This is a genomic window from Pseudomonas sp. B21-047 (assembly GCF_024748775.1).
Lineage (GTDB): Bacteria > Pseudomonadota > Gammaproteobacteria > Pseudomonadales > Pseudomonadaceae > Aquipseudomonas > Aquipseudomonas capeferrum.
On the sequence record NZ_CP087169.1, the window covers coordinates 477,974 to 502,500 of the forward strand.

General features: G+C 62.7%; 26 protein-coding genes (1 of these 26 cut by a window edge). 16 read left to right on the plus strand and 10 right to left on the minus strand.

Features of this window, described 5'->3' with window-relative positions; genetic code table 11:
- The first annotated feature begins 6 nt into the window (after positions 1 to 6).
- From LOY26_RS02070 to trpE, 8 genes are all read left to right on the plus strand, one after another.
- Complete coding sequence (locus tag LOY26_RS02070) at positions 7 to 639, plus strand: response regulator transcription factor (protein WP_177326514.1); 633 nt, start codon at positions 7 to 9, stop codon at positions 637 to 639.
- Positions 640 to 944: 305 nt separating this feature from the next.
- Positions 945 to 2,069, plus strand: a complete 1,125-nt coding sequence (locus LOY26_RS02075) for an ABC transporter ATP-binding protein (protein WP_033703038.1) — start codon at positions 945 to 947, stop codon at positions 2,067 to 2,069.
- Positions 2,070 to 2,109: 40 nt separating this feature from the next.
- Positions 2,110 to 3,144, plus strand: a complete 1,035-nt coding sequence (locus LOY26_RS02080) for an ABC transporter substrate-binding protein (protein WP_033703037.1) — start codon at positions 2,110 to 2,112, stop codon at positions 3,142 to 3,144.
- 66 nt (positions 3,145 to 3,210) lie between these two features.
- Complete coding sequence (locus tag LOY26_RS02085) at positions 3,211 to 4,458, plus strand: ABC transporter permease (RefSeq protein ID WP_186658717.1); 1,248 nt, start codon at positions 3,211 to 3,213, stop codon at positions 4,456 to 4,458.
- Between the two features lie 11 nt (positions 4,459 to 4,469).
- On the plus strand, positions 4,470 to 5,297 hold the full coding sequence (locus LOY26_RS02090) for an ABC transporter permease (RefSeq protein ID WP_033703035.1): 828 nt from the start codon (positions 4,470 to 4,472) through the stop codon (positions 5,295 to 5,297).
- Between the two features lie 161 nt (positions 5,298 to 5,458).
- On the plus strand, positions 5,459 to 6,133 hold the full coding sequence (gene rpe / locus LOY26_RS02095; RefSeq protein ID WP_258714343.1) for a ribulose-phosphate 3-epimerase: 675 nt from the start codon (positions 5,459 to 5,461) through the stop codon (positions 6,131 to 6,133).
- The gene (locus LOY26_RS02100) at positions 6,130 to 6,948 is read left to right on the plus strand and encodes a phosphoglycolate phosphatase (RefSeq protein ID WP_033703034.1); all 819 of its coding nucleotides are present in this window, start codon (positions 6,130 to 6,132) and stop codon (positions 6,946 to 6,948) included. The genes rpe and LOY26_RS02100 overlap by 4 nt, the downstream gene beginning before the upstream one ends.
- Positions 6,949 to 7,018: 70 nt before the next feature.
- Entirely contained in the window at positions 7,019 to 8,500 is a 1,482-nt protein-coding gene (gene trpE / locus LOY26_RS02105; protein WP_186658723.1) for an anthranilate synthase component I, read from the plus strand.
- A gap of 37 nt (positions 8,501 to 8,537) precedes the next feature.
- Here trpE and estP read toward each other — a convergent pair whose 3' ends face one another.
- Positions 8,538 to 10,427, minus strand: coding sequence for an esterase EstP (gene estP / locus LOY26_RS02110; protein WP_258714344.1), 1,890 nt, complete (start codon positions 10,425 to 10,427; stop codon positions 8,538 to 8,540).
- Between the two features lie 373 nt (positions 10,428 to 10,800).
- Here estP and LOY26_RS02115 point away from each other — a divergent pair, with 373 nt between their 5' ends.
- The 4 genes from LOY26_RS02115 to LOY26_RS02130 all read left to right on the plus strand — a co-directional run bounded on the left by LOY26_RS02115 (position 10,801) and on the right by LOY26_RS02130 (position 14,064).
- Positions 10,801 to 11,394: an aminodeoxychorismate/anthranilate synthase component II gene (locus LOY26_RS02115; protein WP_033703030.1), complete on the plus strand. Its 594-nt coding sequence runs from the start codon at positions 10,801 to 10,803 to the stop codon at positions 11,392 to 11,394.
- 9 nt (positions 11,395 to 11,403) lie between these two features.
- On the plus strand, positions 11,404 to 12,453 hold the full coding sequence (trpD, locus tag LOY26_RS02120) for an anthranilate phosphoribosyltransferase (RefSeq protein WP_033703029.1): 1,050 nt from the start codon (positions 11,404 to 11,406) through the stop codon (positions 12,451 to 12,453).
- Positions 12,450 to 13,283: an indole-3-glycerol phosphate synthase TrpC gene (gene trpC, locus LOY26_RS02125; RefSeq protein ID WP_033703028.1), complete on the plus strand. Its 834-nt coding sequence runs from the start codon at positions 12,450 to 12,452 to the stop codon at positions 13,281 to 13,283. Before trpD ends, trpC begins: the two co-directional genes overlap by 4 nt.
- Before the next feature lie 76 nt (positions 13,284 to 13,359).
- Positions 13,360 to 14,064, plus strand: a complete 705-nt coding sequence (locus tag LOY26_RS02130; protein ID WP_186658744.1) for a lipoate--protein ligase family protein — start codon at positions 13,360 to 13,362, stop codon at positions 14,062 to 14,064.
- Here the strand turns inward: LOY26_RS02130 and crp are convergent.
- Entirely contained in the window at positions 14,061 to 14,705 is a 645-nt protein-coding gene (gene crp, locus LOY26_RS02135) for a cAMP-activated global transcriptional regulator CRP (protein WP_033703333.1), read from the minus strand. The genes LOY26_RS02130 and crp overlap by 4 nt on opposite strands.
- A gap of 191 nt (positions 14,706 to 14,896) precedes the next feature.
- Between crp and LOY26_RS02140 the strand changes: the two genes are divergently transcribed.
- Complete coding sequence (locus LOY26_RS02140) at positions 14,897 to 15,319, plus strand: OsmC family protein (protein ID WP_027594409.1); 423 nt, start codon at positions 14,897 to 14,899, stop codon at positions 15,317 to 15,319.
- A gap of 40 nt (positions 15,320 to 15,359) precedes the next feature.
- On the opposite strand, the gene LOY26_RS02145 is transcribed toward LOY26_RS02140, so the two are convergent.
- The 6 genes from LOY26_RS02145 to hemJ form a co-directional block, all read right to left on the minus strand.
- The gene (locus tag LOY26_RS02145; RefSeq protein ID WP_258714345.1) at positions 15,360 to 16,400 is read right to left on the minus strand and encodes a DUF2157 domain-containing protein; all 1,041 of its coding nucleotides are present in this window, start codon (positions 16,398 to 16,400) and stop codon (positions 15,360 to 15,362) included.
- 10 nt (positions 16,401 to 16,410) lie between these two features.
- On the minus strand, positions 16,411 to 17,058 hold the full coding sequence (gene coq7, locus LOY26_RS02150) for a 2-polyprenyl-3-methyl-6-methoxy-1,4-benzoquinone monooxygenase (protein ID WP_027594411.1): 648 nt from the start codon (positions 17,056 to 17,058) through the stop codon (positions 16,411 to 16,413).
- A gap of 65 nt (positions 17,059 to 17,123) precedes the next feature.
- Positions 17,124 to 17,462 (minus strand): histidine triad nucleotide-binding protein, encoded by a 339-nt coding sequence (locus tag LOY26_RS02155; RefSeq protein ID WP_033703025.1) that lies wholly within the window; start codon positions 17,460 to 17,462, stop codon positions 17,124 to 17,126.
- A gap of 64 nt (positions 17,463 to 17,526) precedes the next feature.
- Positions 17,527 to 18,309: an SDR family oxidoreductase gene (locus LOY26_RS02160; protein WP_047583853.1), complete on the minus strand. Its 783-nt coding sequence runs from the start codon at positions 18,307 to 18,309 to the stop codon at positions 17,527 to 17,529.
- Between the two features lie 67 nt (positions 18,310 to 18,376).
- Positions 18,377 to 19,333, minus strand: a complete 957-nt coding sequence (locus tag LOY26_RS02165; protein ID WP_258714346.1) for a nitronate monooxygenase family protein — start codon at positions 19,331 to 19,333, stop codon at positions 18,377 to 18,379.
- A 26-nt stretch (positions 19,334 to 19,359) separates the two neighbouring features.
- Positions 19,360 to 19,785 carry a protoporphyrinogen oxidase HemJ gene (gene hemJ / locus LOY26_RS02170; RefSeq protein WP_027594415.1) on the minus strand — a complete coding sequence of 142 codons (426 nt, stop codon included), beginning with the start codon at positions 19,783 to 19,785 and terminating at the stop codon, positions 19,360 to 19,362.
- Between the two features lie 141 nt (positions 19,786 to 19,926).
- Here hemJ and argC point away from each other — a divergent pair, with 141 nt between their 5' ends.
- Both argC and erpA read left to right on the plus strand, forming a co-directional pair.
- A complete protein-coding gene (gene argC, locus LOY26_RS02175; protein ID WP_033703021.1) occupies positions 19,927 to 20,961 on the plus strand; it encodes an N-acetyl-gamma-glutamyl-phosphate reductase in 1,035 nt (344 codons plus the stop codon).
- Positions 20,962 to 21,106: 145 nt separating this feature from the next.
- Positions 21,107 to 21,457, plus strand: coding sequence for an iron-sulfur cluster insertion protein ErpA (gene erpA, locus LOY26_RS02180; RefSeq protein ID WP_033703332.1), 351 nt, complete (start codon positions 21,107 to 21,109; stop codon positions 21,455 to 21,457).
- A 58-nt stretch (positions 21,458 to 21,515) separates the two neighbouring features.
- Here erpA and LOY26_RS02185 read toward each other — a convergent pair whose 3' ends face one another.
- Entirely contained in the window at positions 21,516 to 22,607 is a 1,092-nt protein-coding gene (locus LOY26_RS02185; protein WP_258714347.1) for an anhydro-N-acetylmuramic acid kinase, read from the minus strand.
- A gap of 3 nt (positions 22,608 to 22,610) precedes the next feature.
- The gene (locus LOY26_RS02190) at positions 22,611 to 24,029 is read right to left on the minus strand and encodes a peptidoglycan DD-metalloendopeptidase family protein (RefSeq protein WP_186658753.1); all 1,419 of its coding nucleotides are present in this window, start codon (positions 24,027 to 24,029) and stop codon (positions 22,611 to 22,613) included.
- Positions 24,030 to 24,246: 217 nt separating this feature from the next.
- On the opposite strand from LOY26_RS02190, the gene tyrS reads away from it, so the two are divergent.
- Positions 24,247 to 24,527: the start of a tyrosine--tRNA ligase gene (gene tyrS, locus LOY26_RS02195; protein ID WP_186664817.1), read on the plus strand. Its footprint extends 919 nt past the window's final position; the window shows 281 of its 1,200 coding nt (coding positions 1–281); it begins with the start codon at positions 24,247 to 24,249; the stop codon falls past the right edge of the window.

The following is a 24,527-nucleotide window of genomic DNA, read 5'->3' on the forward strand; positions in this document are numbered from 1 at the left end:
AGACCGATCGTGATTCGAGTGCTGGTGGCAGAAGACCACACCATTGTCCGTGAAGGCATCAAGCAATTGATTGGCCTGGCCAAGGACATGCAGGTGGCGGGCGAGGCTGGCAACGGCGAGCAGTTGCTCGAAGCCTTGCGCCATACCCCCTGTGAAGTGGTGTTGCTGGATATATCGATGCCGGGCGTCAACGGCCTGGAGGCCATCCCGCGCATCCGCGCCCTGAACGACGCCCCTGCGATCCTGATGCTGTCGATGCACGACGAGGCGCAGATGGCGGCGCGGGCGCTGAAGGCTGGCGCCGCCGGTTATGCCACCAAGGACAGTGACCCCGCCTTGCTGTTGACCGCCATTCGCCGGGTTGCCGGGGGCGGGCGCTACATCGACCCGGCATTGGCCGACCGCATGGTCTTCGAGGTCGGCCTGACCGAGTCCAGGCCCTTGCATACCCTGCTCTCGGAGCGTGAGTTCTCGGTATTCGAGCGCCTGGCCCAAGGCGCTAACGTCAATGACATCGCCCAGCAACTGGCGCTGTCGAGCAAGACCATCAGCACCCATAAGGCGCGGCTGATGCAGAAGCTCAAGGTCAACTCACTGGCGGAACTGGTGAAGTACGCCATGGAGCACAAGTTGGTCTGAGTGTTCTGGTTGCGACATGGCCTGACGGTTGGCAATGAGCGAGTACTGTGGGAGCGGGCTTGCCCCGCGAAAGGGCCGGCAAGCTCAACCTCATTGCCCGGGGTGGCGCATTCGCGGGGCAAGCCCGCTCCCACAAGGTGAAGTGGTGTGCCTGGGGTCTATTCCAATTCCGCCATTCTTGTAGGGCGATCCCTACACAGAATCTTCCATATGGATGATGGCATTCTCTCAGTACCCCCGATTTTCGGGCACTTGCGTCTTGTCTAGTCTTTGCCTACGCAGTCATCAAACAAGAAGGTGCAGGCATGAGCGAGGCGAATTCGAACGCTGCAACCAGCGAAACGCTGGTCAGCTTCCGTGGTGTGCAGAAGAGCTACGACGGCGAGTCGCTGATCGTCAAAAACCTCAACCTGGACATCCGCAAGGGCGAGTTCCTTACCTTGCTCGGCCCGTCCGGCTCGGGCAAGACCACCAGCCTGATGATGCTGGCCGGTTTCGAAACCCCCACCGCTGGCGAAATCCAGCTGGCCGGGCGCTCGATCAACAACGTGCCGCCGCACAAGCGTGACATCGGCATGGTGTTCCAGAACTACGCGCTGTTCCCGCACATGACCGTGGCCGAGAACCTGGCCTTTCCGCTGAGCGTGCGCAACCTCAGCAAGACCGACATCAGCGAGCGGGTGAAGCGTGTGCTGAGCATGGTCCAGCTCGACGCCTTCGCCAAGCGCTACCCCGGCCAGTTGTCGGGCGGCCAGCAACAGCGGGTGGCCCTGGCCCGTGCCCTGGTGTTCGAGCCGCAACTGGTGCTGATGGACGAACCGCTGGGCGCGCTCGACAAGCAACTGCGCGAACACATGCAGATGGAGATCAAGCATATACACCAGCGCCTGGGTGTAACCGTGGTCTACGTGACCCACGACCAGGGCGAGGCGCTGACCATGTCTGACCGGGTGGCGGTGTTCCACCAGGGCGAAATTCAGCAGATCGCCGACCCTCGCACCCTCTATGAACAGCCGTGCAACACCTTCGTGGCCAACTTCATCGGCGAGAACAACCGCATCAACGGCACCTTGCTGGCCAGCGATGGCCACCGTTGCCAGGTGCAGCTGGCGCGGGGCGAACGGGTCGAAGCGCTGGCGGTGAATGTCGGCCAGGCCGGCGAGCCGGTGACTTTGTCGATCCGCCCGGAGCGTGTGCGCCTCAATGGCCACAGTGAAAGCTGCGTCAACCGCTTTTCTGGCCGTGTGGCCGAGTTCATCTACCTGGGCGACCACGTACGGGTGCGCCTGGAAGTCTGTGGCAAGGCCGACTTCTTCGTGAAGCAGCCGATCGCCGAGCTCGACCCGGCCTTGGCCGTGGGCGATGTGGTACCGCTGGGCTGGGAGGTGGAGCACGCCCGCGCGCTCGATCCGATTGCCGAAGCCCATTGATGGATTGCTTCACCAACCCTGTACTGTGGAGAGAATAATAATGCGCAAGCAGTTGAAACTGACCGCCCTGGCCCTGGGGCTGTTCGCCGCTGGCCAGGCCATGGCGGCCGACCTGACCGTGATCTCTTTCGGCGGCGCCAACAAGGCCGCCCAGACCAAAGCGTTCTACGAGCCGTGGGAGAAGGCGGGTAACGGCAAGATCGTCGCCGGCGAGTACAACGGCGAAATGGCCAAGGTCAAAGCCATGGTCGACACCAAGAGTGTGTCCTGGAACCTGGTGGAAGTAGAGTCGCCAGAACTGTCGCGCGGTTGCGACGAGGGCATGTTCGAAGAGCTCGACCCGGCGTTGTTCGGTGATCAAGCCGACTACGTCCCCGGCGCCATCCAGCCCTGCGGCGTAGGCTTCTTCGTTTGGTCCACGGTAATGGCCTACAACGCCGACAAGCTCAAGACTGCGCCTACCAGCTGGGCCGACTTCTGGGATACCAAGCAGTTCCCGGGCAAGCGTGGCCTGCGCAAGGGCGCCAAGTACACCCTGGAATTCGCCTTGATGGCCGACGGCGTTGCGCCCAAGGACGTGTACACGGTGCTGGCTACCAAAGAAGGCCAGGACCGTGCCTTCAAGAAGCTCGACGAACTCAAGCCAAGCATTCAGTGGTGGGAAGCCGGTGCCCAGCCGCCTCAGTTCCTGGCCTCGGGTGACGTGGTCATGAGCTCGGCCTACAACGGCCGGATTGCCGCCGTGCAGAAAGAGAGCAACCTCAAGGTGGTGTGGAACGGCGGCATCTACGACTTCGATGCCTGGGCCATTCCAAAAGGCGCCAAGAACGCCGAAGAGGCGAAGAAATTCATCGCCTACAGCGTCAAGCCCGAGCAACAGAAAATCTACTCCGAGAACATCGCCTACGGCCCGGCCAACGCCAAGGCCGTCAGCCTGCTGTCGGACGAGGTGAAGAAAGACATGCCGACCACGCCTGAGAACATCGCCAACCAGGTGCAGATCGACGTGGCCTTCTGGGCCGACAACAGCGAGCAGCTCGAGCAACGCTTCAACGCCTGGGCGGCGAAGAAGTAAAGCGCCTCGTCGGAGCGCCAGGGCTTGCACTGGCGCTTCCCGTTTACCTGTTTTGCGGAGTTCGCCATGGCCATTGCAGTGCCCCTCAACGAAGGCGCAGGTCCTAGTCTCAAGCAGCGCCTCAAGCACGCCGAGCGGGTCAACCGCTGGAAGGCGCAGGCGTTGATCGCGCCGCTGGCGCTGTTCCTTCTGCTGGTGTTTCTGGTGCCGATCGCAGCGCTGTTGTACAAGAGCGTCGGCAACCCAGAGGTGGTCGCCGGCCTGCCGCGTACCGTCGAAGCGGTGTCCCTGTGGGACGGCAAGAGTTTGCCCGGCGAAGACGTGTACAAGGCACTGAGCCAGGACCTGGCCGAGTCGCGCAAGAAGCAGACCCTGGGCGACCTCTCCAAGCGGTTGAACATGGAGCTGGCCGGCTACCGTAGCCTGTTGACCAAGACCGCCCGGGCGCTGCCGTTCAAGGCTGAACCGGCCTCCTATAAAGAAGCGTTGCAGACCCTCGATGAGCGCTGGGGTGACCCGGCCTACTGGCAGGCGATCCGCCGCAACACCAGCACGGTCACCTCGTTCTACCTGCTGGCATCGCTCGACCACCGTATCGATGACCTCGGCGAGCTGGCCAAGGCCACGCCCGACCAGTCTATCTACCTGGATATCTTTGCCCGCACCCTGTGGATGGGTGTGGTGATTACCGCCATCTGCCTGGTGCTGGCCTACCCGCTGGCCTACCTGTTGGCCAACCTGCCGGCCCGGCAGAGCAACCTGCTGATGATTCTGGTGCTGCTGCCGTTCTGGACCTCGATCCTGGTGCGGGTGGCCGCGTGGATCGTGCTGCTGCAGTCGGGCGGCTTGATCAACAGTGCGCTGATGGCTATTGGCATTATCGATCAACCGCTGGAACTGGTGTTCAACCGCACCGGCGTGTACATCTCCATGGTGCATATCCTGCTGCCGTTCATGATCTTGCCGCTGTACAGCGTGATGAAGGGCATTTCGCCCAGCTACATGCGCGCGGCCATCTCGTTGGGTTGCCATCCGTTCGCCAGCTTCTGGCGGGTGTACTTCCCGCAGACCTACGCCGGGGTTGGCGCGGGTTGCCTGCTGGTGTTCATCCTGGCCATTGGCTACTACATCACCCCGGCATTGCTGGGCAGCCCGAACGACCAGATGGTCAGCTACTTCGTGGCGTTCTATACCAACACCAGCATCAACTGGGGCATGGCGACCGCGCTGGGTGGGTTGTTGCTGCTGGCGACCGTGTTGCTGTACCTGATCTATAGCTGGCTGGTCGGCGCCAGCCGCCTGCGCCTGAGCTGAGGAGCCTTGTCATGCTGAGCCCATACATGTCACCCGTGGAGCGGGTCTGGTTCTACAGCCTGCGCATTCTTTGCGGCCTGATTCTGCTGTTCCTGATATTGCCGGTGTTGGTGATCGTGCCGTTGTCGTTCAACAGTGGCAGTTTCCTGGTGTACCCGCTGCAGGGCTTTTCGCTGCAGTGGTACCAGGACTTCTTCGGCTCTGCCGAGTGGATGCGGGCGTTGAAGAACAGCATCATCGTCGCCCCGGCGGCCACGGTGCTGGCCATGGTGTTTGGTACGTTGGCGGCGATCGGCCTGACCCGGGGCGATTTCCCGGGCAAGTCGCTGGTGATGGCGCTGGTCATCTCGCCGATGGTGGTGCCGGTGGTGATCATTGGTGTGGCCAGTTACCTGTTTTTCGCCCCGCTGGGGCTGGGCAACAGTTTTACCTCGCTGATTCTGGTGCATGCGGTACTGGGTGTGCCGTTCGTCATCATCACCGTGTCGGCGACATTGCAGGGCTTCAACTACAACCTGGTACGCGCCGCTGCCAGCCTGGGTGCCTCGCCGCTGCTGGCGTTCCGCCGGGTGACCCTGCCGTTGATCGCGCCGGGGGTGATCTCGGGGGCGCTGTTTGCCTTCGCGACGTCGTTCGATGAGGTGGTGGTGACGTTGTTCCTTGCAGGGCCGGAGCAGGCAACCCTGCCACGGCAGATGTTCAGTGGTATTCGCGAAAACCTGAGCCCGACGATTGCGGCGGCGGCGACCTTGCTGATCGCGTTTTCGGTGGTGCTGCTGCTGACCCTGGAGTGGCTGCGTGGGCGTAGCGAGAAGTTGAGGACCCAGCAGCCGGGCTGATCCCTGTATTGCTTGTACCGGCCTTGTGGATGCGGGCTTGCTCCGCGCAGAGGCCGGTACAGGCTGGAGCACCTCGTCGACACGGATTGATACCAATCAGCCTCTATCCGTTTGCCTGAGTTACAATGCGCGCCACCGTGATTCTGCCCTACAGGTGCGCCATGCAGCCCTACGCTATTGCCCCCTCCATTCTCTCCGCCGATTTCGCCCGCCTGGGCGAGGACGTCGACAAGGTGCTGGCCGCTGGTGCCGACATCGTTCACTTCGATGTGATGGACAACCACTACGTACCCAACCTGACCATCGGCCCGATGGTCTGCACCGCCCTGCGCAAGTACGGCCTGACCGCGCCGATCGACGTGCACCTGATGGTCAGCCCGGTTGACCGTATCATCGGTGACTTCATCGAAGCCGGCGCCACCTACATCACCTTCCACCCGGAAGCCAGCCAGCACATCGACCGCTCGCTGCAGCTGATCCGCGACGGCGGTTGTAAGGCCGGCCTGGTGTTCAACCCGGCGACCAGCCTGGATGCCCTGAAGTACGTGATGGACAAGGTCGACATGGTCCTGCTGATGAGCGTCAACCCAGGCTTTGGCGGGCAGAAGTTCATCCCCGGCACCCTGGACAAACTGCGTGAGGCGCGTGCGCTGATCGACGCCAGCGGCCGTGATATCCGCCTGGAAATCGACGGTGGCGTCAACGTCAACAATATCCGCGAAATCGCCGTCGCTGGCGCCGACACCTTCGTCGCCGGCTCGGCAATCTTCAATGCCCCGGACTACCAGGAAGTCATCGCCAAGATGCGCGCCGAATTGGCTCAGGCCCGCCCATGAGCGGCTTCGAGCAGCTGTTCCCGGGGACGCTGCCCAGGCTGGTGATGTTCGATCTGGACGGTACCCTGATCGACTCCGTGCCAGACCTGGCCGCCGCCGTGGACCGCATGCTGCTCGAACTCGGGCGCCCGCCGGCAGGCCTTGATGCGGTGCGCCACTGGGTGGGTAACGGTGCTCAGGTGCTGGTGCGCCGTGCGCTGGCAGGGGGTATCGAGCACGCGTCGGTGGACAATGCGCTTGCCGACCAGGCCCTGGCGCTGTTCATGGATGCCTATGCCGAAAGCCACGAACTGACCGTGGTTTACCCCGGCGTGCAAGACACCTTGCGCTGGTTGCGCAAGCAAGGCGTGGAGATGGCGCTGATCACCAACAAGCCCGAGCGCTTTGTTGCCCCGCTGCTGGACCAGATGAAGATCGGCCGCTACTTCCGCTGGATCATCGGCGGCGACACCCTGCCACAAAAGAAACCCGACCCCGCAGCCCTGCTGTTCGTCATGCAGATGGCCGGCGTCACGCCGCAACAGTCGCTGTTCGTCGGCGATTCGCGCAGCGATGTACTGGCCGCCAAGGCCGCGGGTGTGCAGTGCGTAGGCCTGACCTACGGCTACAACCATGGCCGGCCGATCAACGACGAGTCGCCCAACCTTGTGATCGACGATCTGCGTGCGCTGCTGCCCGGTTGCGCAGACCCGGCCACTGGGATAACGTTGGCGGACCTTCAAGCCTCACAAGACAGAGAGTCCACCGTGGCGGTTACTGGCAAATTCTGGATGAAAGTCATCAAGGCCCTGGCCCGTTGGCGTTGGCGCGCCTGACTTCTGCCCGCCGGCGCCTGCCGGCCCGTCCGTTTGCCTGACCCTATTGCTGCTTGCCACGAGGCTACTCATGACCCGCGAAGAATTCCTGCGCCTGGCCGCTGCCGGCTACAACCGCATCCCCCTGGCCTGTGAAACCCTGGCCGACTTCGACACGCCGCTGTCGATCTACCTGAAACTGGCTGATCAGCCCAACTCCTATCTGCTCGAGTCGGTACAGGGCGGGGAGAAATGGGGCCGTTACTCGATGATCGGCCTGCCGTCGCGCACCGTGATGCGCGTGCATGGTTATCAGGTGAGCATCCTGCAGGATGGCGTCGAGGTAGAGCGCCATGACGTCGACGACCCGCTGGCCTTCGTCGAGTCGTTCAAGGACCGTTACAAGGTCGCCGATATCCCTGGCCTGCCACGTTTCAATGGCGGCTTGGTCGGCTACTTCGGTTATGACTGCGTGCGCTATGTGGAGAAGCGCCTGGGTGCAAGCCCGAACCCGGACCCATTGGGTGTGCCGGATATCCTGCTGATGGTGTCCGACGCCGTGGTGGTGTTCGACAACCTGGCCGGCAAGATGCACGCCATCGTGCTGGTAGACCCGGCCGAGGAACAGGCTTTCGAACAAGGCAAGGCACGCCTGGCAGGGTTGCTGGAGACATTGCGCCAGCCTATCACCCCGCGCCGGGGCCTGGACCTGAGCGGCCCGCAGGCGGCCGAGCCGGAGTTCCGCTCCAGCTATACCCGCGAGGATTACGAAAACGCGGTTGGCCGCATCAAGGAGTACATCCTGGCGGGTGACTGCATGCAGGTGGTGCCGTCCCAGCGCATGTCGATCGACTTCAAGTCGGCGCCCATCGACCTGTACCGTGCCTTGCGCTGTTTCAACCCGACGCCGTACATGTACTTCTTCAATTTCGGCGACTTCCATGTGGTCGGCAGTTCGCCCGAAGTGCTGGTGCGGGTCGAGGACAACCTGGTCACCGTGCGCCCGATTGCCGGCACCCGCCCGCGCGGTGCTACCGAGGAAGCGGACCGTGCCCTGGAAGACGACCTGCTGTCGGACGAGAAAGAAATCGCCGAGCACTTGATGCTGATCGACCTGGGCCGCAACGACGTGGGCCGTGTGTCGGCGACGGGCAGTGTGCGCCTGACCGAGAAGATGGTGATCGAGCGTTACTCCAACGTGATGCACATCGTTTCCAACGTCACCGGGCAGTTGCGCGAGGGCCTGACCGCGATGGACGCATTGCGCGCGATTTTGCCGGCCGGGACCCTGTCGGGTGCACCGAAGATCCGTGCGATGGAGATCATCGACGAGCTGGAGCCGGTCAAGCGGGGCGTTTACGGTGGCGCGGTGGGCTATTTTGCCTGGAACGGCAACATGGATACCGCGATTGCCATCCGTACCGCGGTCATCAAGGACGGCGAACTGCATGTGCAGGCGGGTGGCGGTATCGTGGCGGACTCGGTGCCGGCGCTGGAATGGGAAGAAACCATCAACAAGCGCCGGGCGATGTTCCGTGCGGTGGCCTTGGCTGAGCAGACATCTGCCAAGTAGGTGATGGGGTTTTGGGGCCGTAAAGCGGCCCCAAAATTCAGAAGTCCACGCTCACCGCCAAGCTCACCCCCTGCTGCTTCAACTCATCACTCTTGCGCCAGTTGTAGTTCCCCCGCACATGCACCCCCGCCACCAGCTCATGGCTCAGCCCCACGCTGGCCCGGGTCAGGTCGCTATGCGGCGTATACCCGGTCAGGGTGAAGTCGTTGGCCGGTAACGTCGTCAGGTGCATGGTCACATCCTGCTGGTCATCCTCGAACTCGTATTCCTGAGCGACCTCGGCAAACACCCGGGTACTCGCAGCCACTTGCACACTGCCTAGCAGCCCGATGCCCAACCGGCGGGAGGTGCGCTCCTGGTCATCGAAGCCCAGCGCGGTCGAGCGCCCGCTCTTTTCGTCATAGCCATCGACTTTGACCCGGGCATAATCGGCGCTGATGAACGGCGCCAGTTGCCAGGGGCTGCTCTCGGCGGCCAGGTTATAGCCCAGCCGACCCGTCAGCGCCCAAGCCTCGCCGTCGGTATCGCCTTTCTCGCTGCGGTCATTCACGCCGAGGGTGAAGGTGCGCTTGAGGTCGCTGTAGTCCAGGTGGCCGGCAGTCAGCGCGGCATCTGCCCACCAGCGATCCTGGCGATATTGGGCGAAAGCGGTGGCCAGGTAGCTGTCGAGCTTGTAGTCCGAGTCCTGTTCCCCTGCCTCCAGTTTCTGCCGGTAAACGCCGCCCGCCAGGCCCAGGCGCCAGGCATCGTTCACGCGATAGCTGCCACCCAGCGTCAGGTTGTAGCCACGGCCGTCGCCGCTGGCCGCGCTGTGCTGGCCGTCAAAGTCCAGGTCCTGGGCACCGGTGGCAACGAATGCCTGCCACTGCCCCACGGCTTGCCAGGGTGTTTGCCACTGGTTGCGCAGTTCGTCCTGGTGGGCGCGCAGGCTGGCGTGGGCCATTTCCGGCAGCAGGGTCAGCTCCCACGGTGCGGAGATGACCGAGTAGGCGTAGTCGGCAATCAACTGCTGGCCGGCAATGGTCGGGTGCACCGAGTCGTTGAACAGCAGCTTGGTCGGGTCGGGGGTGGTGCCGTTGACGCCGTATACCGGGTTTTCGGCGCAGCTATTGCCGCTGTAGCAGGTGCCGACCAGGTTCTGGCCGCTGGCCAGGCCGAACTGACTGGGGCTGGCCAAGGCCTCACCCAGTAGAACGGGGATGTTCAGTGGGATGATCTCGGCGTCGATCTGCCCGAGCTGATTGAGCAGCGACTGGTTGAACACGCTGGAGAGCTGCGACAGCGGGTTTTGCTGTGGGGTGCCGCTGAAGTTTGGCGTCTGGCCCAGGTCGGGTAATAGCCAGACCATGATGTAGCGCGCGCCACCTTGTTGCAGAGCCTGGGCACTGGCGGCCAGGCGGCCTCCGGCAGCTGCAGCGTCGGCGGGGCTGTTTACCAGGCCCTGAAGGAAGTCGTTGCCGCCGCCGGTGAGGTAATAGAGTGCATTCGGGTCGGCACGTAGGCCGTTGGCCAAATAACCAGGGCGGTCTCGCAGTACCGCGCCTGCACCAAAGTTGCCTGGCGGAATGACCGTCTCGGACGTTGTAGTGATCGAATCGAGAATCTGCTGCGTCGTGTAGCCACCCACCGCCCAGTTGTTGCCATCAGGCTGGATGCCCACTGACGTGGAAGGGTTGAGTTCGTCAGGGGAGATACCCAGCCGACCGCCGAGAATCATCGGCGATACCGGTGCATAGTTGCCATCGGCATCGCGGTTGGTAAAGCGCATGCCTGCGGTGCCTCCGGTCAGGTCCGGAAACTGCCCGGCATCACTCAGGCTGTCGCCAAACACGATCAGGGTCGAGTAAGGGGAGGGTGCGGCGAACGCCTGGCTGCAGGCCAGGGCCAATGTGGCGAGGGTAAAACGCAACAATGGAGCTTTTCGCATCTGGGAACATCCTTTTCATTGTTTTTATGAGCACTACCCGATCGACCTTAGCAAATCGTGGCGCTTGTCTCCCAAGTCCATTCGTTTTCCAGTGTTTACAGGCATATTGCGCCCGTCGTCCCGGTAGGCTACTGTGCGGGGACGTATGAGCGAGACCTATCCTGTGTTGATCGTCAGCAAACTCTTGATGCGCGTAATCAAGGCCCACGCCCGTTGGCGTTGGCGCGCCTGACTTTATCTCCTGCCGGCCAGCCCGGCCCGTTTCTGTTTGCCTTCTTATCCGTTTCCGAATGCTCTTCGTGGCAATGCCATGCTGCGGGCGGTGTAGCAAGGTTCGTATTCTAAAGTCAGTAGATTCAAGAGGTTTAGCCCGATGTTACTGATGATCGACAACTACGACTCATTCACCTACAACGTCGTTCAATACCTGGGCGAGTTGGGTGCCGAGGTCAAGGTCATTCGCAATGACGAAATGACCCTCGCTGAAATCGAAGCCCTCAACCCGGAGCGCATCGTTGTCTCCCCCGGCCCGTGCACGCCGAGCGAGGCGGGTGTGTCGATCGAGGCGATCCTGCATTTCGCCGGCAAGCTGCCGATTCTGGGCGTGTGCCTGGGCCACCAGTCCATCGGCCAGGCGTTTGGCGGCGACGTAGTGCGCGCCCGTCAGGTGATGCACGGCAAGACCAGCCCGGTGCTGCACCGCGACCTAGGCGTATTCGCCGGCCTCAACAACCCGCTCACCGTTACCCGCTACCACTCCCTGGTGGTCAAGCGTGAAACCCTGCCCGAGTGCCTGGAAGTCACTGCCTGGACCGCTCATGCCGACGGCGCGGTCGACGAGATCATGGGCCTGCGCCACAAGACGCTGAACATCGAAGGGGTGCAGTTCCACCCCGAATCCATCCTCACCGAGCAGGGCCACGAGCTGTTCGCCAACTTCCTCAAGCAGACCGGCGGCCGCCGCTAAGGATCGAACATGGATATCAAGAGCGCGCTGAGCCGCATCGTCGGCCATCTGGACCTGTCCACTGAAGAAATGAGCGACGTCATGCGTCAGATCATGACCGGCCAATGCAGCGAGGCGCAGATCGGTGCCTTCCTGATGGGCATACGCATGAAAAGCGAGAGCATCGACGAGATCGTCGGTGCGGTTTCGGTGATGCGTGAGCTGGCCGACAAGGTCGAGCTGAAGAGCCTCGATGGCGTGGTCGATATCGTTGGCACCGGCGGCGATGGCGCCAACATCTTCAACGTTTCCACGGCGTCGGCGTTTGTTCTGGCCGCAGCCGGTTGCCCGGTGGCCAAGCATGGTAACCGCGCGGTTTCGGGCAAGAGCGGCAGCGCCGACCTGCTGGAAGCGGCCGGCATCTACCTGAACCTGACCCCGGTGCAGGTCGCCCGTTGCATCGACAGCCTGGGCATCGGTTTCATGTTTGCGCAAAGCCATCACAAGGCAATGAAGTACGCCGCTGGCCCGCGTCGCGACCTGGGCCTGCGTACCCTGTTCAACATGCTGGGCCCGCTTACGAATCCGGCCGGTGTGAAGCACCAGGTGGTCGGCGTGTTCAACCAGGCACTGTGCCGCCCGCTGGCCGAAGTGCTGCAGCGCATGGGCAGCAAGCATGTACTGGTGGTGCACTCCAAGGACGGCCTGGACGAGTTCAGCCTGGCGGCGCCGACCTTCGTTGCCGAGCTGAAGAAGGGCGAGATCACTGAATATTGGGTCGAGCCCGAAGACCTCGGCATGAAGAGCCAGAGCCTGCACGGCCTGGCCGTCGACGGCCCGCAGGCCTCGTACGAGCTGATTCGTGATGCACTGGGCCGGCGCAAGACCGAGAACGGCCAGAAGGCGGCCGAAATGATTGTGCTCAATGCTGGCGCTGCGCTGTATGCCGCTGATCATGCCATGACCCTGGCGCAGGGCGTGGAACTTGCCCACGACGTGCTGCATACAGGGCTTGCCTGGGAAAAACTGCAGGAACTGGGTGCCTTCACCGCCGTATTCAAGCTGGAGAACGAAGCATGAGCGTACCGACCGTGCTGGAAAAGATCCTCGCCCGCAAAGTCGAGGAAGTGGCCGAGCGCAGTGCCCGGGTCAGCCTGGCCGAGCTGGAGCGCCTGGCCAAGGCCGCCGACGCCCCCCGTGGCTTTGCCAATGCGCTGATCGAGCAGGCCAAGCGCAAGCAACCTGCGGTCATTGCCGAAATCAAGAAGGCATCGCCGAGCAAGGGCGTGATCCGCGAGCACTTCGTGCCGGCGGACATCGCCGTCAGCTACGAGAAGGGCGGGGCGACCTGCCTGTCGGTGCTGACCGATGTGGATTACTTCCAGGGCGCTGATGCGTACCTGCAGCAGGCCCGCGGCGCAGTTTCGCTGCCGGTGATCCGCAAGGACTTCATGATCGACCCCTACCAGATTGTCGAGGCACGGGCGCTGGGCGCCGACTGCGTGCTGCTGATCGTCTCGGCGCTGGATGACGTGAAGATGGCCGAGCTGGCCGCCACGGCCAAGGATGTCGGCCTGGATGTGCTGGTCGAAGTGCATGACGGCGATGAGCTGGAGCGCGCGCTGAACACCCTTGATACCCCGCTGGTCGGCGTCAACAACCGCAACCTGCACACCTTCGAGGTCAGCCTGGAGACCACGCTCGACCTGCTGCCGCGTATTCCGCGCGAGCGCCTGGCCATTACCGAAAGCGGTATTCTCAACCGTGCCGATGTCGAGCTGATGGCAATCAACGAGGTTTACTCGTTCCTGGTGGGCGAGGCGTTCATGCGCGCCGAGCAACCGGGGCTTGAACTGCAGCGGCTGTTCTTCCCGGAACAGGTGAAGAAGACTGTTCAGCCATTGGACTGACCAAGACGAGCCGGCTTTTGCCGGCTTTTTTGTGGGCAATGGCTGCATCGTGAACAATCACATCAAAGGTGGATCAATGACCGATCAACCCCTGGCACTGACTGTTGAACAAGGCCTGCATGCCGAGCAGGACCTGCTGGCCGCGGTCTGCCGCGGCGAGCGCGAATTCGGTGTGCTGTTCTGGCGCCCGACTGATCATGCCTTGGTCATGCCGCGCCGCATGAGCCGCCTGGACAATTTCGAAGCCGCCTGTGCCGAGCTTGCGATTGCCGGCTGGCCGGTGCTGTTGCGCGAGACGGGCGGTGAGCCGGTGCCGCAATCGCATGCCACGGTGAATGTGGCACTGGTGTACGTGGCACCGCGCAGCGAAGGTGACCATGGGCGTATCGAGAATGCCTACGAACGCCTGTGCCTGCCGCTGTGCGAGGTGCTACGCGAGTGGGGCGGGGTGGCTTCGGTGGGCGAGATCGACGGGGCGTTCTGCGATGGTCGCTACAACGTCAACCTCAATGGCCGCAAACTGGTCGGCACGGCCCAGCGCTGGCGCCAGGGGCTTGGCGGAAAACGCCCGGTGGTGCTGGTGCATGGCGCACTGTTGCTGGATAACGAGCGTGAGTCGATGGTCGCGGCCGTCAACCGCTTCAACGAGTGCTGCGAACTGGATCAGCGCTGCCGCGCCGATGCGCATATCGCCTTGCACGAAGTTGCGCCCTCAGCGCCCTGGTTCGAGCGCCTCTCACAGGCCTATGCCAAGGTGCTTGCAGACCTGCCCAAGGACTAACGGGTACCGTAGACCACCATGGTCTTGCCCTTTACCTGCACCAGGCTGCGCTCCTCAAGGTCTTTGAGGACGCGGCCGACCATCTCACGCGAGCAGCCGACGATGCGGCCGATCTCCTGGCGGGTGATCTTGATCTGCATGCCGTCGGGGTGGGTCATTGCATCGGGTTGCTTGCACAGCTCGAGCAGGCAGCGGGCGACACGGCCGGTCACGTCGAAGAAGGCCAGGTCGCCGACCTTGCGCGTGGTATTGCGCAGGCGCTGCGCCATCTGGCCACCCAGGGCGTAGAGGATGTCTGGGTCCTGGCGTGAGAGCTCGCGAAACTTGTCGTAACTGATCTCTGCCACTTCACATTCGGTCTTGGCGCGGACCCAGGCGCTGCGCTGCTGCTCGCCTTCCACGGGTTCGAAAAGCCCCAGCTCGCCAAAGAAATCACCGCTGTTGAGGTAGGCGATGATCATTTCGTGACCGTCGTCGTCCTCGATGAGGATGGTCACCGAACCCTTGATGATGAACGACAGTGTTTCGGCCCGATCGCCGGCGCAGATGATGTTGCTCTTGGCGGTGTAGCGGCGGCGCTGGCAGTGCACCAGCAGTTTGTCGATATTCTTGATCTTGGCGGGTAGGGCTGAGGCAACCATCACGAAATCCTGTTCGATACGACACATAGGCTTCTTGTAGGAAGTGTCTGGCGGCAAGCGCCAGTCATTTGGCGCCAGCTTATCAGACACTACAGGATGTTTCGGTACTAAACCGTCACGTCTCGAGCTTTTCCGACAGCCACACAAGGTCTAAGCTGACACCCTTTTCCGAAAATTAGGAGTCCAGGTAGATGAAGGCACGTATCCAGTGGGCCGGTGACGCGATGTTCCTCGGCGAGTCGGGGAGCGGGCATGTCGTCGTGATGGACGGCCCGCCTGAGGCTGGTGGCCGAAACCTGGGCGTGCGCCCGATGGAAATGCTGTTGCTGGGCTTGGGTGGCTGCAGCAGCTTCGATGTGGTCAGCATCTTGAAGAAGTCGCGTCAGGCGGTGGAGAGCTGCGAGGCATTCCTGGAAGCCGAGCGCGCCAGCGAAGACCCGAAAGTGTTCACCAAGATCCACATGAACTTCGTGGTGAAGGGCCGTGGCTTGAAAGAGGCCCAGGTCAAGCGGGCAGTTGAGCTGTCGGCCGAGAAATACTGCTCTGCGTCGATCATGCTGGAGCGCGCGGGCGTCGAGATCACCCACGGCTACGAGATCGTAGAGTTGGGTTGAGTCCGAAATGTTCGGGGCTGCGTTGCAGCCCCGGCTGTCTTCAGTTGCGCAGTGCCGGAAGGGCAACTTGCAACCACTGCGGTACTACGTTTCTGAATGCCTGGCTCAACCGCTCCCGCCGCTTTTGATAAGCCAACCCCAGCCAGATAACCCCCAGCCCGATCAACGTCACCACCACCGGGAACAGCAGCGACTCGGCAAACACCTCGTAAGACAGATACCCCAGATAAGCCGCCACCCCCAACGCCCCAAACACCATGAACACCGGCCTGCGCAACAGCACGGCGATGGCCATCAGCCCGATATTGATCAGGCAGTAGAGGGCCTTGCCCAGCTCGCTACCGTTGTCCACCAAGGTCAGCCCACCCCAGAACGCCGCGAGCCCGGCCAGATAGCCCCAGTGGGCATAGTCCTCACGGGTGCGGCCGTCCGCCACCAGGAATACCAACAGCATCCCCAGGCCGAACCAGAGCGATACTTCGCGCCGTTGCTCCCAGCTGAACGGCGAACCGAAGAACCACTCGCTGAGGTCCATCGACATGAACCACAGCGCCACGGCGATCGGCATCACGATGAACGGGAAGGGGATCAGCCGCAGCATCAGCAGGCCGGCGACCACCGTGGCGGCCTCCATCAACAACCAGCCGCCCTGCACATAGGTGTAGTACTGGTGATAGGCCGATTGCCTGTCATCCAGTGGCCACCAGCCGACCAGACGCTCGATGGCAAACACCGCCAGCGGCACGATGCTCACCGCGACCGCCCCCAGCACGCCGGCGGCTACCGATTGTGCGCGCCGTTGCAGGTTGAGGGCGAAGAGCGTCAACAAGAGGATGTACAGCGTGGCGATGGCCAGCAGTGCCCAGTCGCCGATCTGCATCCAGGCTTCGGTGAGCAGCCAGCCCATGGCGCCCATGATGAGCAAGGCGCCGAAGTAGAACGCGACGTGCGCCAGCTGGAAGCTGCCGCGCGTTGCCGGTTGCTGGCGTAGAAACTGCAGCAGGGCTTGATCCTGGCCCGGCTGGAGGATGCCGGCGTGTACGGCGCGCGCCAGGTCCTTGGCGCTGAATCGTTCCGTCATGGGTTTACCTTCAGATACGGTAGGTGCTCTTGGTCATGACCTTGGCCAGCAGGCTCATGCCGAAACGCACCGGGGCTGGAAAACGATAGCCGCCCGCCTCGAGGGCAGACTCGGCGTGCTGCTCTTCATCTATGCGCATTTGTTCGAGAATGGCGCGAGACTTTTCGTCCTCGTGCGGAATCTGCTCCAGGTGTTCGTCCAGGTGTTTGCACACCTGATGCTCGGTGGCGGCGACGAAGCCCAGGCTGACCTTGTCGCTGACCAGGCCGGCGAGCGCGCCAATGCCGAACGACATGCCGTAGAACAGCGGGTTGAGCACGCTTGGGTGGCTATTCAACTGGCGTATGCGCTGTTCGCACCAGGCCAGGTGGTCGATTTCTTCTTCGGCGGCGTGCTCCATGGCTTTGCGTACCTGGGGCAGTTTGGCGGTCAGTGCCTGGCCTTGGTACAGCGCCTGGGCGCAGACTTCGCCGGTATGGTTGATGCGCATGAGGCCGGCAATGTGGCGGCTCTGGGCGTCATCCAGGTCGGCATCCGGCTGGACGATGGCCGGGGATGGGCGGGACGGTTGGCCGCTGAAGGGCAGCAAGGTGCGCATGGCGGTATCGGCCTGCAGCAACAAGCGGTCGAGCGGCGAGTAGTGACGTTCGGTAGCCATCGGGCACCTCCGCAAGAGTGTGCCCGACAGTTTACCGCAATAGCGCAAGGGTCGCTTGCCCTGGATCAGCCCGGCGGCCAGTGCATCTGGCGCTGGCCAAGCACGTGCATGTGAATGTGGTAGACGGTCTGCCCACCCAGTTCGTTGCAGTTCATGACCACGCGGAAGCCCTCTTCGCAGCCAAGTTCCTTGGCCAGACGCTGGGCGGTGAACAGGATGTGACCGGCCAGGCCTTTGTCCTCTTCGGTCAGGTCATTGAGGGTGCGGATGTGCTTTTTCGGGATGACCAGAAAATGCACGGGCGCCTGGGGGGCGATATCGTGGAACGCCAGAACCTGGTCGTCCTCGTAAATGATCTTCGCCGGGATTTCCCGGTTGATGATCCTGGTGAATAAATCGTCCACAGCACTTGCTCCATGGTGAGGGTCCGGGCCGAGTGTACTCAGCCGGGCGCCGCTCGCCCAGTGGCTATTCCATTCCGACCGGGCAGTAGCGGCGATGGATCACCCCAGCGAGCTTGCGCACCAGCCAGCGGGGCAGCAGGCGCGGCGCGAATGCCAGCCAGCGATTGCGCCGGCCGGGGGTGATCAGTGTGCGGTTCTTGTCCAGGGCGCGCACCGTGTACAGCGCCACTTCTTCGGGGCTGAGGCAGCGGGTGCTGCCTTCGAGCCGAGGAATGCGCCGGCGCGATGAGCGCACGGGGCCTGGGCATAGCACCGAGACCTTGATGCCAGTGCGCTTGAGCTCTTCGCGCAGCGCCTGGGAGAAACTCAGCACATAGGCTTTGCTGGCCGCGTAGGCCGCCATCCAGGGGCCCGGTGCGACACCGGCCAGGCCCGCCACATTGAGGATCTGCCCGCCGCCCTGGACTGCCATCAGGTTGCCGATGGCATGGCAGAGGCGGCTCATGGCCAGGATATTGACCTCCAGCAGGTCCTGCTCGTCGGCCCACTCATGGGCCAGAAACGGCCCATAGGTGCGCAGGCCTGCGCAATTGACCAGCAGGTCGATACGCCGCTCGCCTTCCTCCAGTTCGAGCACGAAGCCCGACAGGCGAAGGGGCTGGCTCAAGTCGCAGGCTCGGAACAGTACCTCGACACCGAAGCGTTGGGTCAGCTCGATGGCCACCGGCTCCAGCGTCTCGCGCTGGCGTGCCACCAGGATCAGGTTGCGCCCGCGCCGTGCCAGCGCTTCCGCCAGGGCCAGGCCCAGGCCGCTGGAAGCACCAGTGATCATGGCGTAACGGGTCATGCAAAGGCTCCTGGGGCTGAAGAGGGCGCCTAGTGTACAGCTTGGCCGGGCAAGGTGTTGCCTTTTGCTACAAGGCCTGGGCGCGAATACCCTGGCAGCGATCCAGGGCTTCCCGGTACTCGCTTTGCAGGCGTTCGATCAGTGCGCTGGCGTTAGGCAGGTCATGGATATCGCCCACGCCCTGGCCAGCCGACCATACGGCTTTCCAGGCCTTGGCCTCGTCGTCGATCGGTTTGAGCTTGCCCGGTTCATGGCCATGCGTGAGTGCGTTCATGTCATAGCCCGCCTGTTCCAGGCTCGGCCGCAGGAAGCTGGCCGGGATGCCGGACACTGCCGGGGTGTGGATGATGTCGACGGCATGGGCATCGAGCAGCATCTGCTTGTAGGCAGCCTGGGCCTGGCTTTCGGTGGTGGCGATGAAGCGGGTGCCCATGTAGGCAAGGTCGGCACCCAGTAGTTGTGCCGCCAGGACCTCATGGCCGTGGTTGATGCAGCCCGCCAGCAGCAGGGTCTTGTCGAAAAACTGCCGGATCTCGGCCACCAGGGCGAATGGGCTCCAGGTACCGGCATGGCCGCCAGCGCCCGCCGCCACTGCGATCAGGCCATCCACACCGGCCTCGGCGGCCTTCTCGGCATGGCGGCGGGTGGTGACATCGTGGAACACCAGCCCGCCGTAGCTGTGCACGGCATCGACTACCTCCTTCACCGCGCCCAGGCTGGTGATGACGATCGGCACCTTGTGCGCCACGCACAGGGCAAGGTCCGCCTGCAGGCGAGGGTTGGTCGGGTGCACGATCAGGTTCACGGCATAGGGTGCCGGTGCTTGCAGTTGGGCAAGCCCGGCCTCGATCTCCTCGAGCCAGGCCTTGAACCCTGCGCTGTCGCGCTGGTTCAGGGCCGGGAAGCTGCCGACCACGCCAGCGGCGCAGCAGGCCAGGACCAGCCTGGGGTTGGAGATCAGGAACATCGGTGCGGCGACCACGGGCAGGCGCAGGCGTTGTTCGAGCGAGGCGGGCAATGACATGGCAAGGCTCCTGTAGGGGGTTACCGTCAGAACGGTTTGACCACCACGAGAATTACGATACCCAGCAGGAACAGCACCGGGACTTCGTTGAACCAGCGATAGTAGACGTGGCTGCGGGTATTGGCGCCGCTGGCGAAGCGTTTACGTTGGGCACCGCACATGTGATGGTAGCCGGTCAGCAGAATCACCAGGGTGAGCTTGGCATGCAACCAGCCTTGGCTCAGCCAGCCCGGAGTCAGGTAGAGCATCCAGGCACCGAACACATAGGTGGCGATCATGGCCGGGTTCATGATGCCGCGGTACAGCTTGCGTTCCATGGTCACGAAGCGGTCCTGGCTGATGCTGTCCTGGCTCTGGGCGTGGTAGACGAACAGCCTGGGCAGGTAGAACAGGCCGGCGAACCAGCAGACCACGCTGACGATATGTAGCGCTTTGATCCATAGGTAAAGCATTGAGGAGTTCCTTCAGGTTTTCACGGTCGTCAGATAGTAGTGGTCAAGCGCCCGAAGGGTCACCCGAAGAGTTGTTACAGGCGGCTTGCACCCCTATTATCGTGCGCTTTCCAGTGGGCTCGTTGATAAGGGGCAAGCGTTATGATCAAGGTCGGTATCGTCGGCGGCACGGGTTACACCGGCGTCGAGCTGTTGCGTCTGCTGGCACAGCATCCTCAGGCCGAAGTGGCGGTCATCACTTCGCGCTCCGAAGCGGGCGTGGCGGTAGCTGACATGTACCCGAACCTGCGCGGCCACTATGACGGCCTGGCGTTCAGTGTGCCGGACAGCAAAGCCTTGGCGGCGTGTGATGTGGTGTTTTTTGCAACGCCCCACGGCGTTGCCCATGCCCTGGCCGGCGAACTGCTGGCGGCCGGAACCAAGGTGATCGACCTGTCGGCCGACTTCCGCCTGCAGGATGCCACCGAATGGGGCAAGTGGTACGGCCAGCCTCATGGCGCGCCGGAGCTGCTCAAGGACGCCGTCTACGGCCTGCCTGAAGTGAATCGCGAGAAAATCCGCCAGGCTCGCCTGATTGCAGTGCCGGGGTGCTACCCGACGGCCACCCAACTGGGCTTCCTGCCATTGCTGGAGGCCGGCCTGGCCGACCCATCGCGCCTGATTGCCGACTGCAAGTCGGGCGTCAGCGGCGCCGGGCGGGGTGCGGCGGTGGGTTCGCTGTTCTGCGAGGCTGGCGAAAGCATGAAGGCTTACGCGGTCAAAGGTCATCGCCACCTGCCGGAAATCAGCCAGGGCTTGCGCCTGGCGGCGGGCAAGGACATCGGCCTGACCTTCGTGCCACACCTGACGCCCATGATCCGCGGCATCCACGCCACCCTGTACGCCACCGTGGTTGATACTTCGGTCGATCTGCAGGCGCTGTTCGAGAAGCGTTACGCCGATGAGCCGTTCGTGGATGTGATGCCGGCCGGTAGCCACCCGGAAACCCGCAGTGTGCGCGGTGCCAACGTCTGCCGTATTGCCGTTCATCGCCCGCAAGGGGGTGACTTGGTGGTGGTGCTTTCGGTCATCGACAACCTGGTCAAAGGTGCCTCGGGCCAGGCGGTGCAGAACCTCAACATCCTGTTCGGCCTGGATGAGCGCATGGGCCTGTCCCACGCGGGCCTGCTCCCATAAGGGCACAAGCTGGCACAAGGCCCGCCGAGTGCGGGCCTTTTTGTGGGCGCGACTAAAGCCGCACAATTCTTGACCAATTTTCTCGGAGAAGCGGATAATGCGCGTCATCGAGTTTTATGGCGGCAACTGCGCCGGGAGAATCAGCATGAGCGTCGAAACCTTCACCCCTACCGGTCTGGAATTCACCCAAGGGGCAGCCCACAAGGTGAAGACCCTGGTCAACGAGGAAGGCAATGAGCGTCTGAAGTTGCGGGTATTCGTGACCGGCGGTGGCTGCTCGGGCTTCCAGTACGGTTTCACCTTCGATGAAGATGTGGCCGAGGATGACACCATCGTCGAGCGTGAAGGCGTGTCGCTGGTGGTCGACCCGATGAGCTTCCAGTATCTGGCGGGTGCCGAGGTGGACTATCAGGAAGGTCTGGAAGGCTCGCGCTTCGTCATCAAGAACCCGAACGCCGCCACCACCTGCGGTTGTGGTTCTTCGTTCTCGATCTGATCACGGGCTGTACGAAAACGCCGCGCATTTGCGCGGCGTTTTGCATTGTGCCCGGGCGTTACGCCGGGTAGATGGCGCCGAGCACGCGCAAGCCGCGGGCAGCTGTCACACTCGGGCGGTTGGCTGGGATACCTTCCAGGCAGCAATGGGCCAGCCAGGCGAAGGCCATGGCCTCTACCCAGTCCGGGTCGACGCCATGGGCCGCAGTGCTGGCCACCTGGGCGCCCGGCAACAGCTGGGCGAGCCGGCGCATCAATGCCCCGTTGCGGGCCCCGCCACCGCACACCAGCAGCGCCTCGGTGCCCTGCTGAGCGTTGCGCAGTGAGTCGATGATGCTGCGAGCGGTCAGCTCCAGCAGGGTCGCCTGCACATCCTGGTCACGGTAGGGCGGCAGTTTGCTCAGGTGCCCTTGCAGCCACGCCAGGTTGAACACTTCGCGCCCCGTACTCTTGGGGCCGGCGCCGGCAAAGAACGGGTCGCTCAACAGGGCTGCAAGCAGCGCTTCGATCACCTCGCCACTGGCTGCCCAGGCACCGTCAGCGTCGTAGTGCTGGCCGCGCTTGAACTCGATCCAGGCGTCCAGCAACACATTGCCTGGCCCGCAGTCGAAACCATGCACCGGCGTGTCGTTGGCAATCAGGCTGAGGTTGCTGAACCCCCCCACATTGAGCACGGCGAGCCGTTGGCCCAGATGGCTGAACAGTGTTTCGTGAAATGCCGGTACCAAGGGTGCCCCTTGCCCGCCAGCGGCCACATCGCGGCGTCGGAAGTCGCCGATCACGCTGATCTGGGTAAGCTCGGCAAGCAGTGCCGGGTTGCCGATCTGCACGGTGAAGCCACGAGCAGGCTCGTGGCGGATGGTCTGGCCATGGCTGCCGATGGCGCGGATGGCGCTTGGCGCAAGCCCCTGGCTTGCGAGCAAGTGGCCAATGCCTTCGGCTGCCAGGCTGGCCCAGTGGTTCTCGGCCAGGGCGGCGCGCGCAATCTCGTCAGGGCCGCTGGCGCAAAGGCTCAGCAGGCCCTGGCGCAGGTCGGCGGGCATGGGGATGTAATGAGTAGCGAGCAGTGCTGGCTGCTCGCGTTGTTCGATCAGGGCGATGTCCAGGCCATCGAGGCTGGTACCGGACATCACCCCCAGATAAAGCGCCATGACTCAGCGCTTGTTCGCAGCGAGCATGGTGGCCTTTTCCTGATCCATGCGGGCGATCAGTGGCTGGCTCTGCTGCATGAAGCGTGAGCGTTCGGCCTTGGCGATCGGGTCGGCCATCGGCACTTTCTGGCTTAGCGGGTCGACGTGCACGCCGTTGACCTGGAACTCGTAATGCAAGTGCGGCCCGGTGGAAAGGCCGGTGGTGCCGATGTAGCCGATGATCTGGCCCTGCTTGACCGAGCCGCCGGTCTTGATGCCTTTGGCGAAGCCTTGCATGTGACCGTACAGGGTCTTGTAGCGGTTGCCGTGCTGGATGATCACGGTATTACCGTAGCCACCCCGGCGCCCAGCCAGCTCGATGCGGCCGTCACCGGCAGCCTTGATCGGTGTGCCGCGCGGGGCGGCATAGTCAACGCCTTTGTGGGCGCGGATCTTGTTCAAAATCGGGTGTTTACGGCCAGCGGAAAAGCGCGAGCTGATGCGGGCGAAATCCACCGGAGTGCGGATGAACGCTTTGCGCAGGCTGTTGCCGTCGGCAGTGTAGTAGCTGGTATTGCCCTGTTTGTTGGTGTAGCGCACGGCGGTGTAGGTCTTGCCGCGGTTGGTAAAGCGAGCGGACAGGATGTTACCGGTGCCGATCACCTTGCCATCCATGACTTTCTGCTCGTACACCACGTCGAATTCGTCACCCTGGCGGATGTCTTGGGCGAAGTCGATGTCGTAGCCCAGCACCCGTGCCATGTCCATGGTCAGGCTGTGCGACAGGCCGGCACGCTGTGCGGAGGCCGACAGGGAGCTCTTGATCACGCCGTGGGCGTAGGCCGTGCGGACCACAGGCTTGCTGATTTCGCGGTTGAAGCTGTAGCCCTTGGCGCTTTTGGTCAGACGAATGGTTTCGAGGTTGCTGACTTTGCTGTGCAGGTTGGTCAGTTGGCCGTCTTTGTCGAGTTCGAACTGCAACACCTGGCCGTGCTTGAGCTGGCTGAACTGTTTCGCCTGCTTGTTGCTGGCCAGTACTTCATGGACTGCGCTGGCTGGCAGGCCGACTTTTTCGAACAGGGTAGACAAGGTGTCACCCCGCGCTACGGTGACTTCGCGGTGGCCAGGCTGCTTGGCTTCGGCGACAGGTTCTGGCGCAGGCGTTTGTTGCTCCGCCTTCTGGGTAGCCGTGTCGGCTTCATCGATCTGGGCGAACGGCGAGCCTTGCTCTGCCTCAGCGTGTACGAGTGGGGCGGCCTTGGACTCCTCCTTCAATTGTTCGACCGGGCTTTCCAGTTCGAGGTTGAGGGTGGTTTTCTTGGCTTCGACTTCGCTGGAAGGAAATACCAGCAGGGCCAGGCTGAGCAGGGCGGCGATGCCGCTGGCGGCCAACAGATGGCTTTTCGGATAAAGCGGGGGCGCTTTAGGCGGTTCGTTGGTCATAGGTAAGGTGACTTTTTGAAGAAAAGTGAATATGGAAAAGATGAATGACATGATGAAGATGAAATAACTGTATAAAATATAACCAAATCCATTTTCACGCAAGGGCGCGTAGACGCCGCAAGGCTGCCTGCGGGTCACATTCTATTGCGAAACTTGTATTTGATGGCCGATCTTGTATGGTTGGCTCCCCTTGAATCTGAGCCTTGCGGGTCTGTCTATGAAGTCGGTTGAAGAGCAGCTGGCGCTTATCAAGCGCGGTGCGGAAGAAGTATTGGTCGAGTCGGAACTGGTGGAGAAGCTCAAGCGCGGCCAGCCTCTGCGTATCAAGGCAGGTTTCGATCCGACCGCGCCTGACCTGCACCTGGGGCACACCGTGCTCATCAACAAGCTGCGCCAGTTCCAGGAGCTGGGCCACCAGGTCATCTTCCTGATCGGTGACTTCACCGGGATGATCGGTGACCCGAGCGGCAAGAGCGCCACGCGTCCGCCGCTGACTCG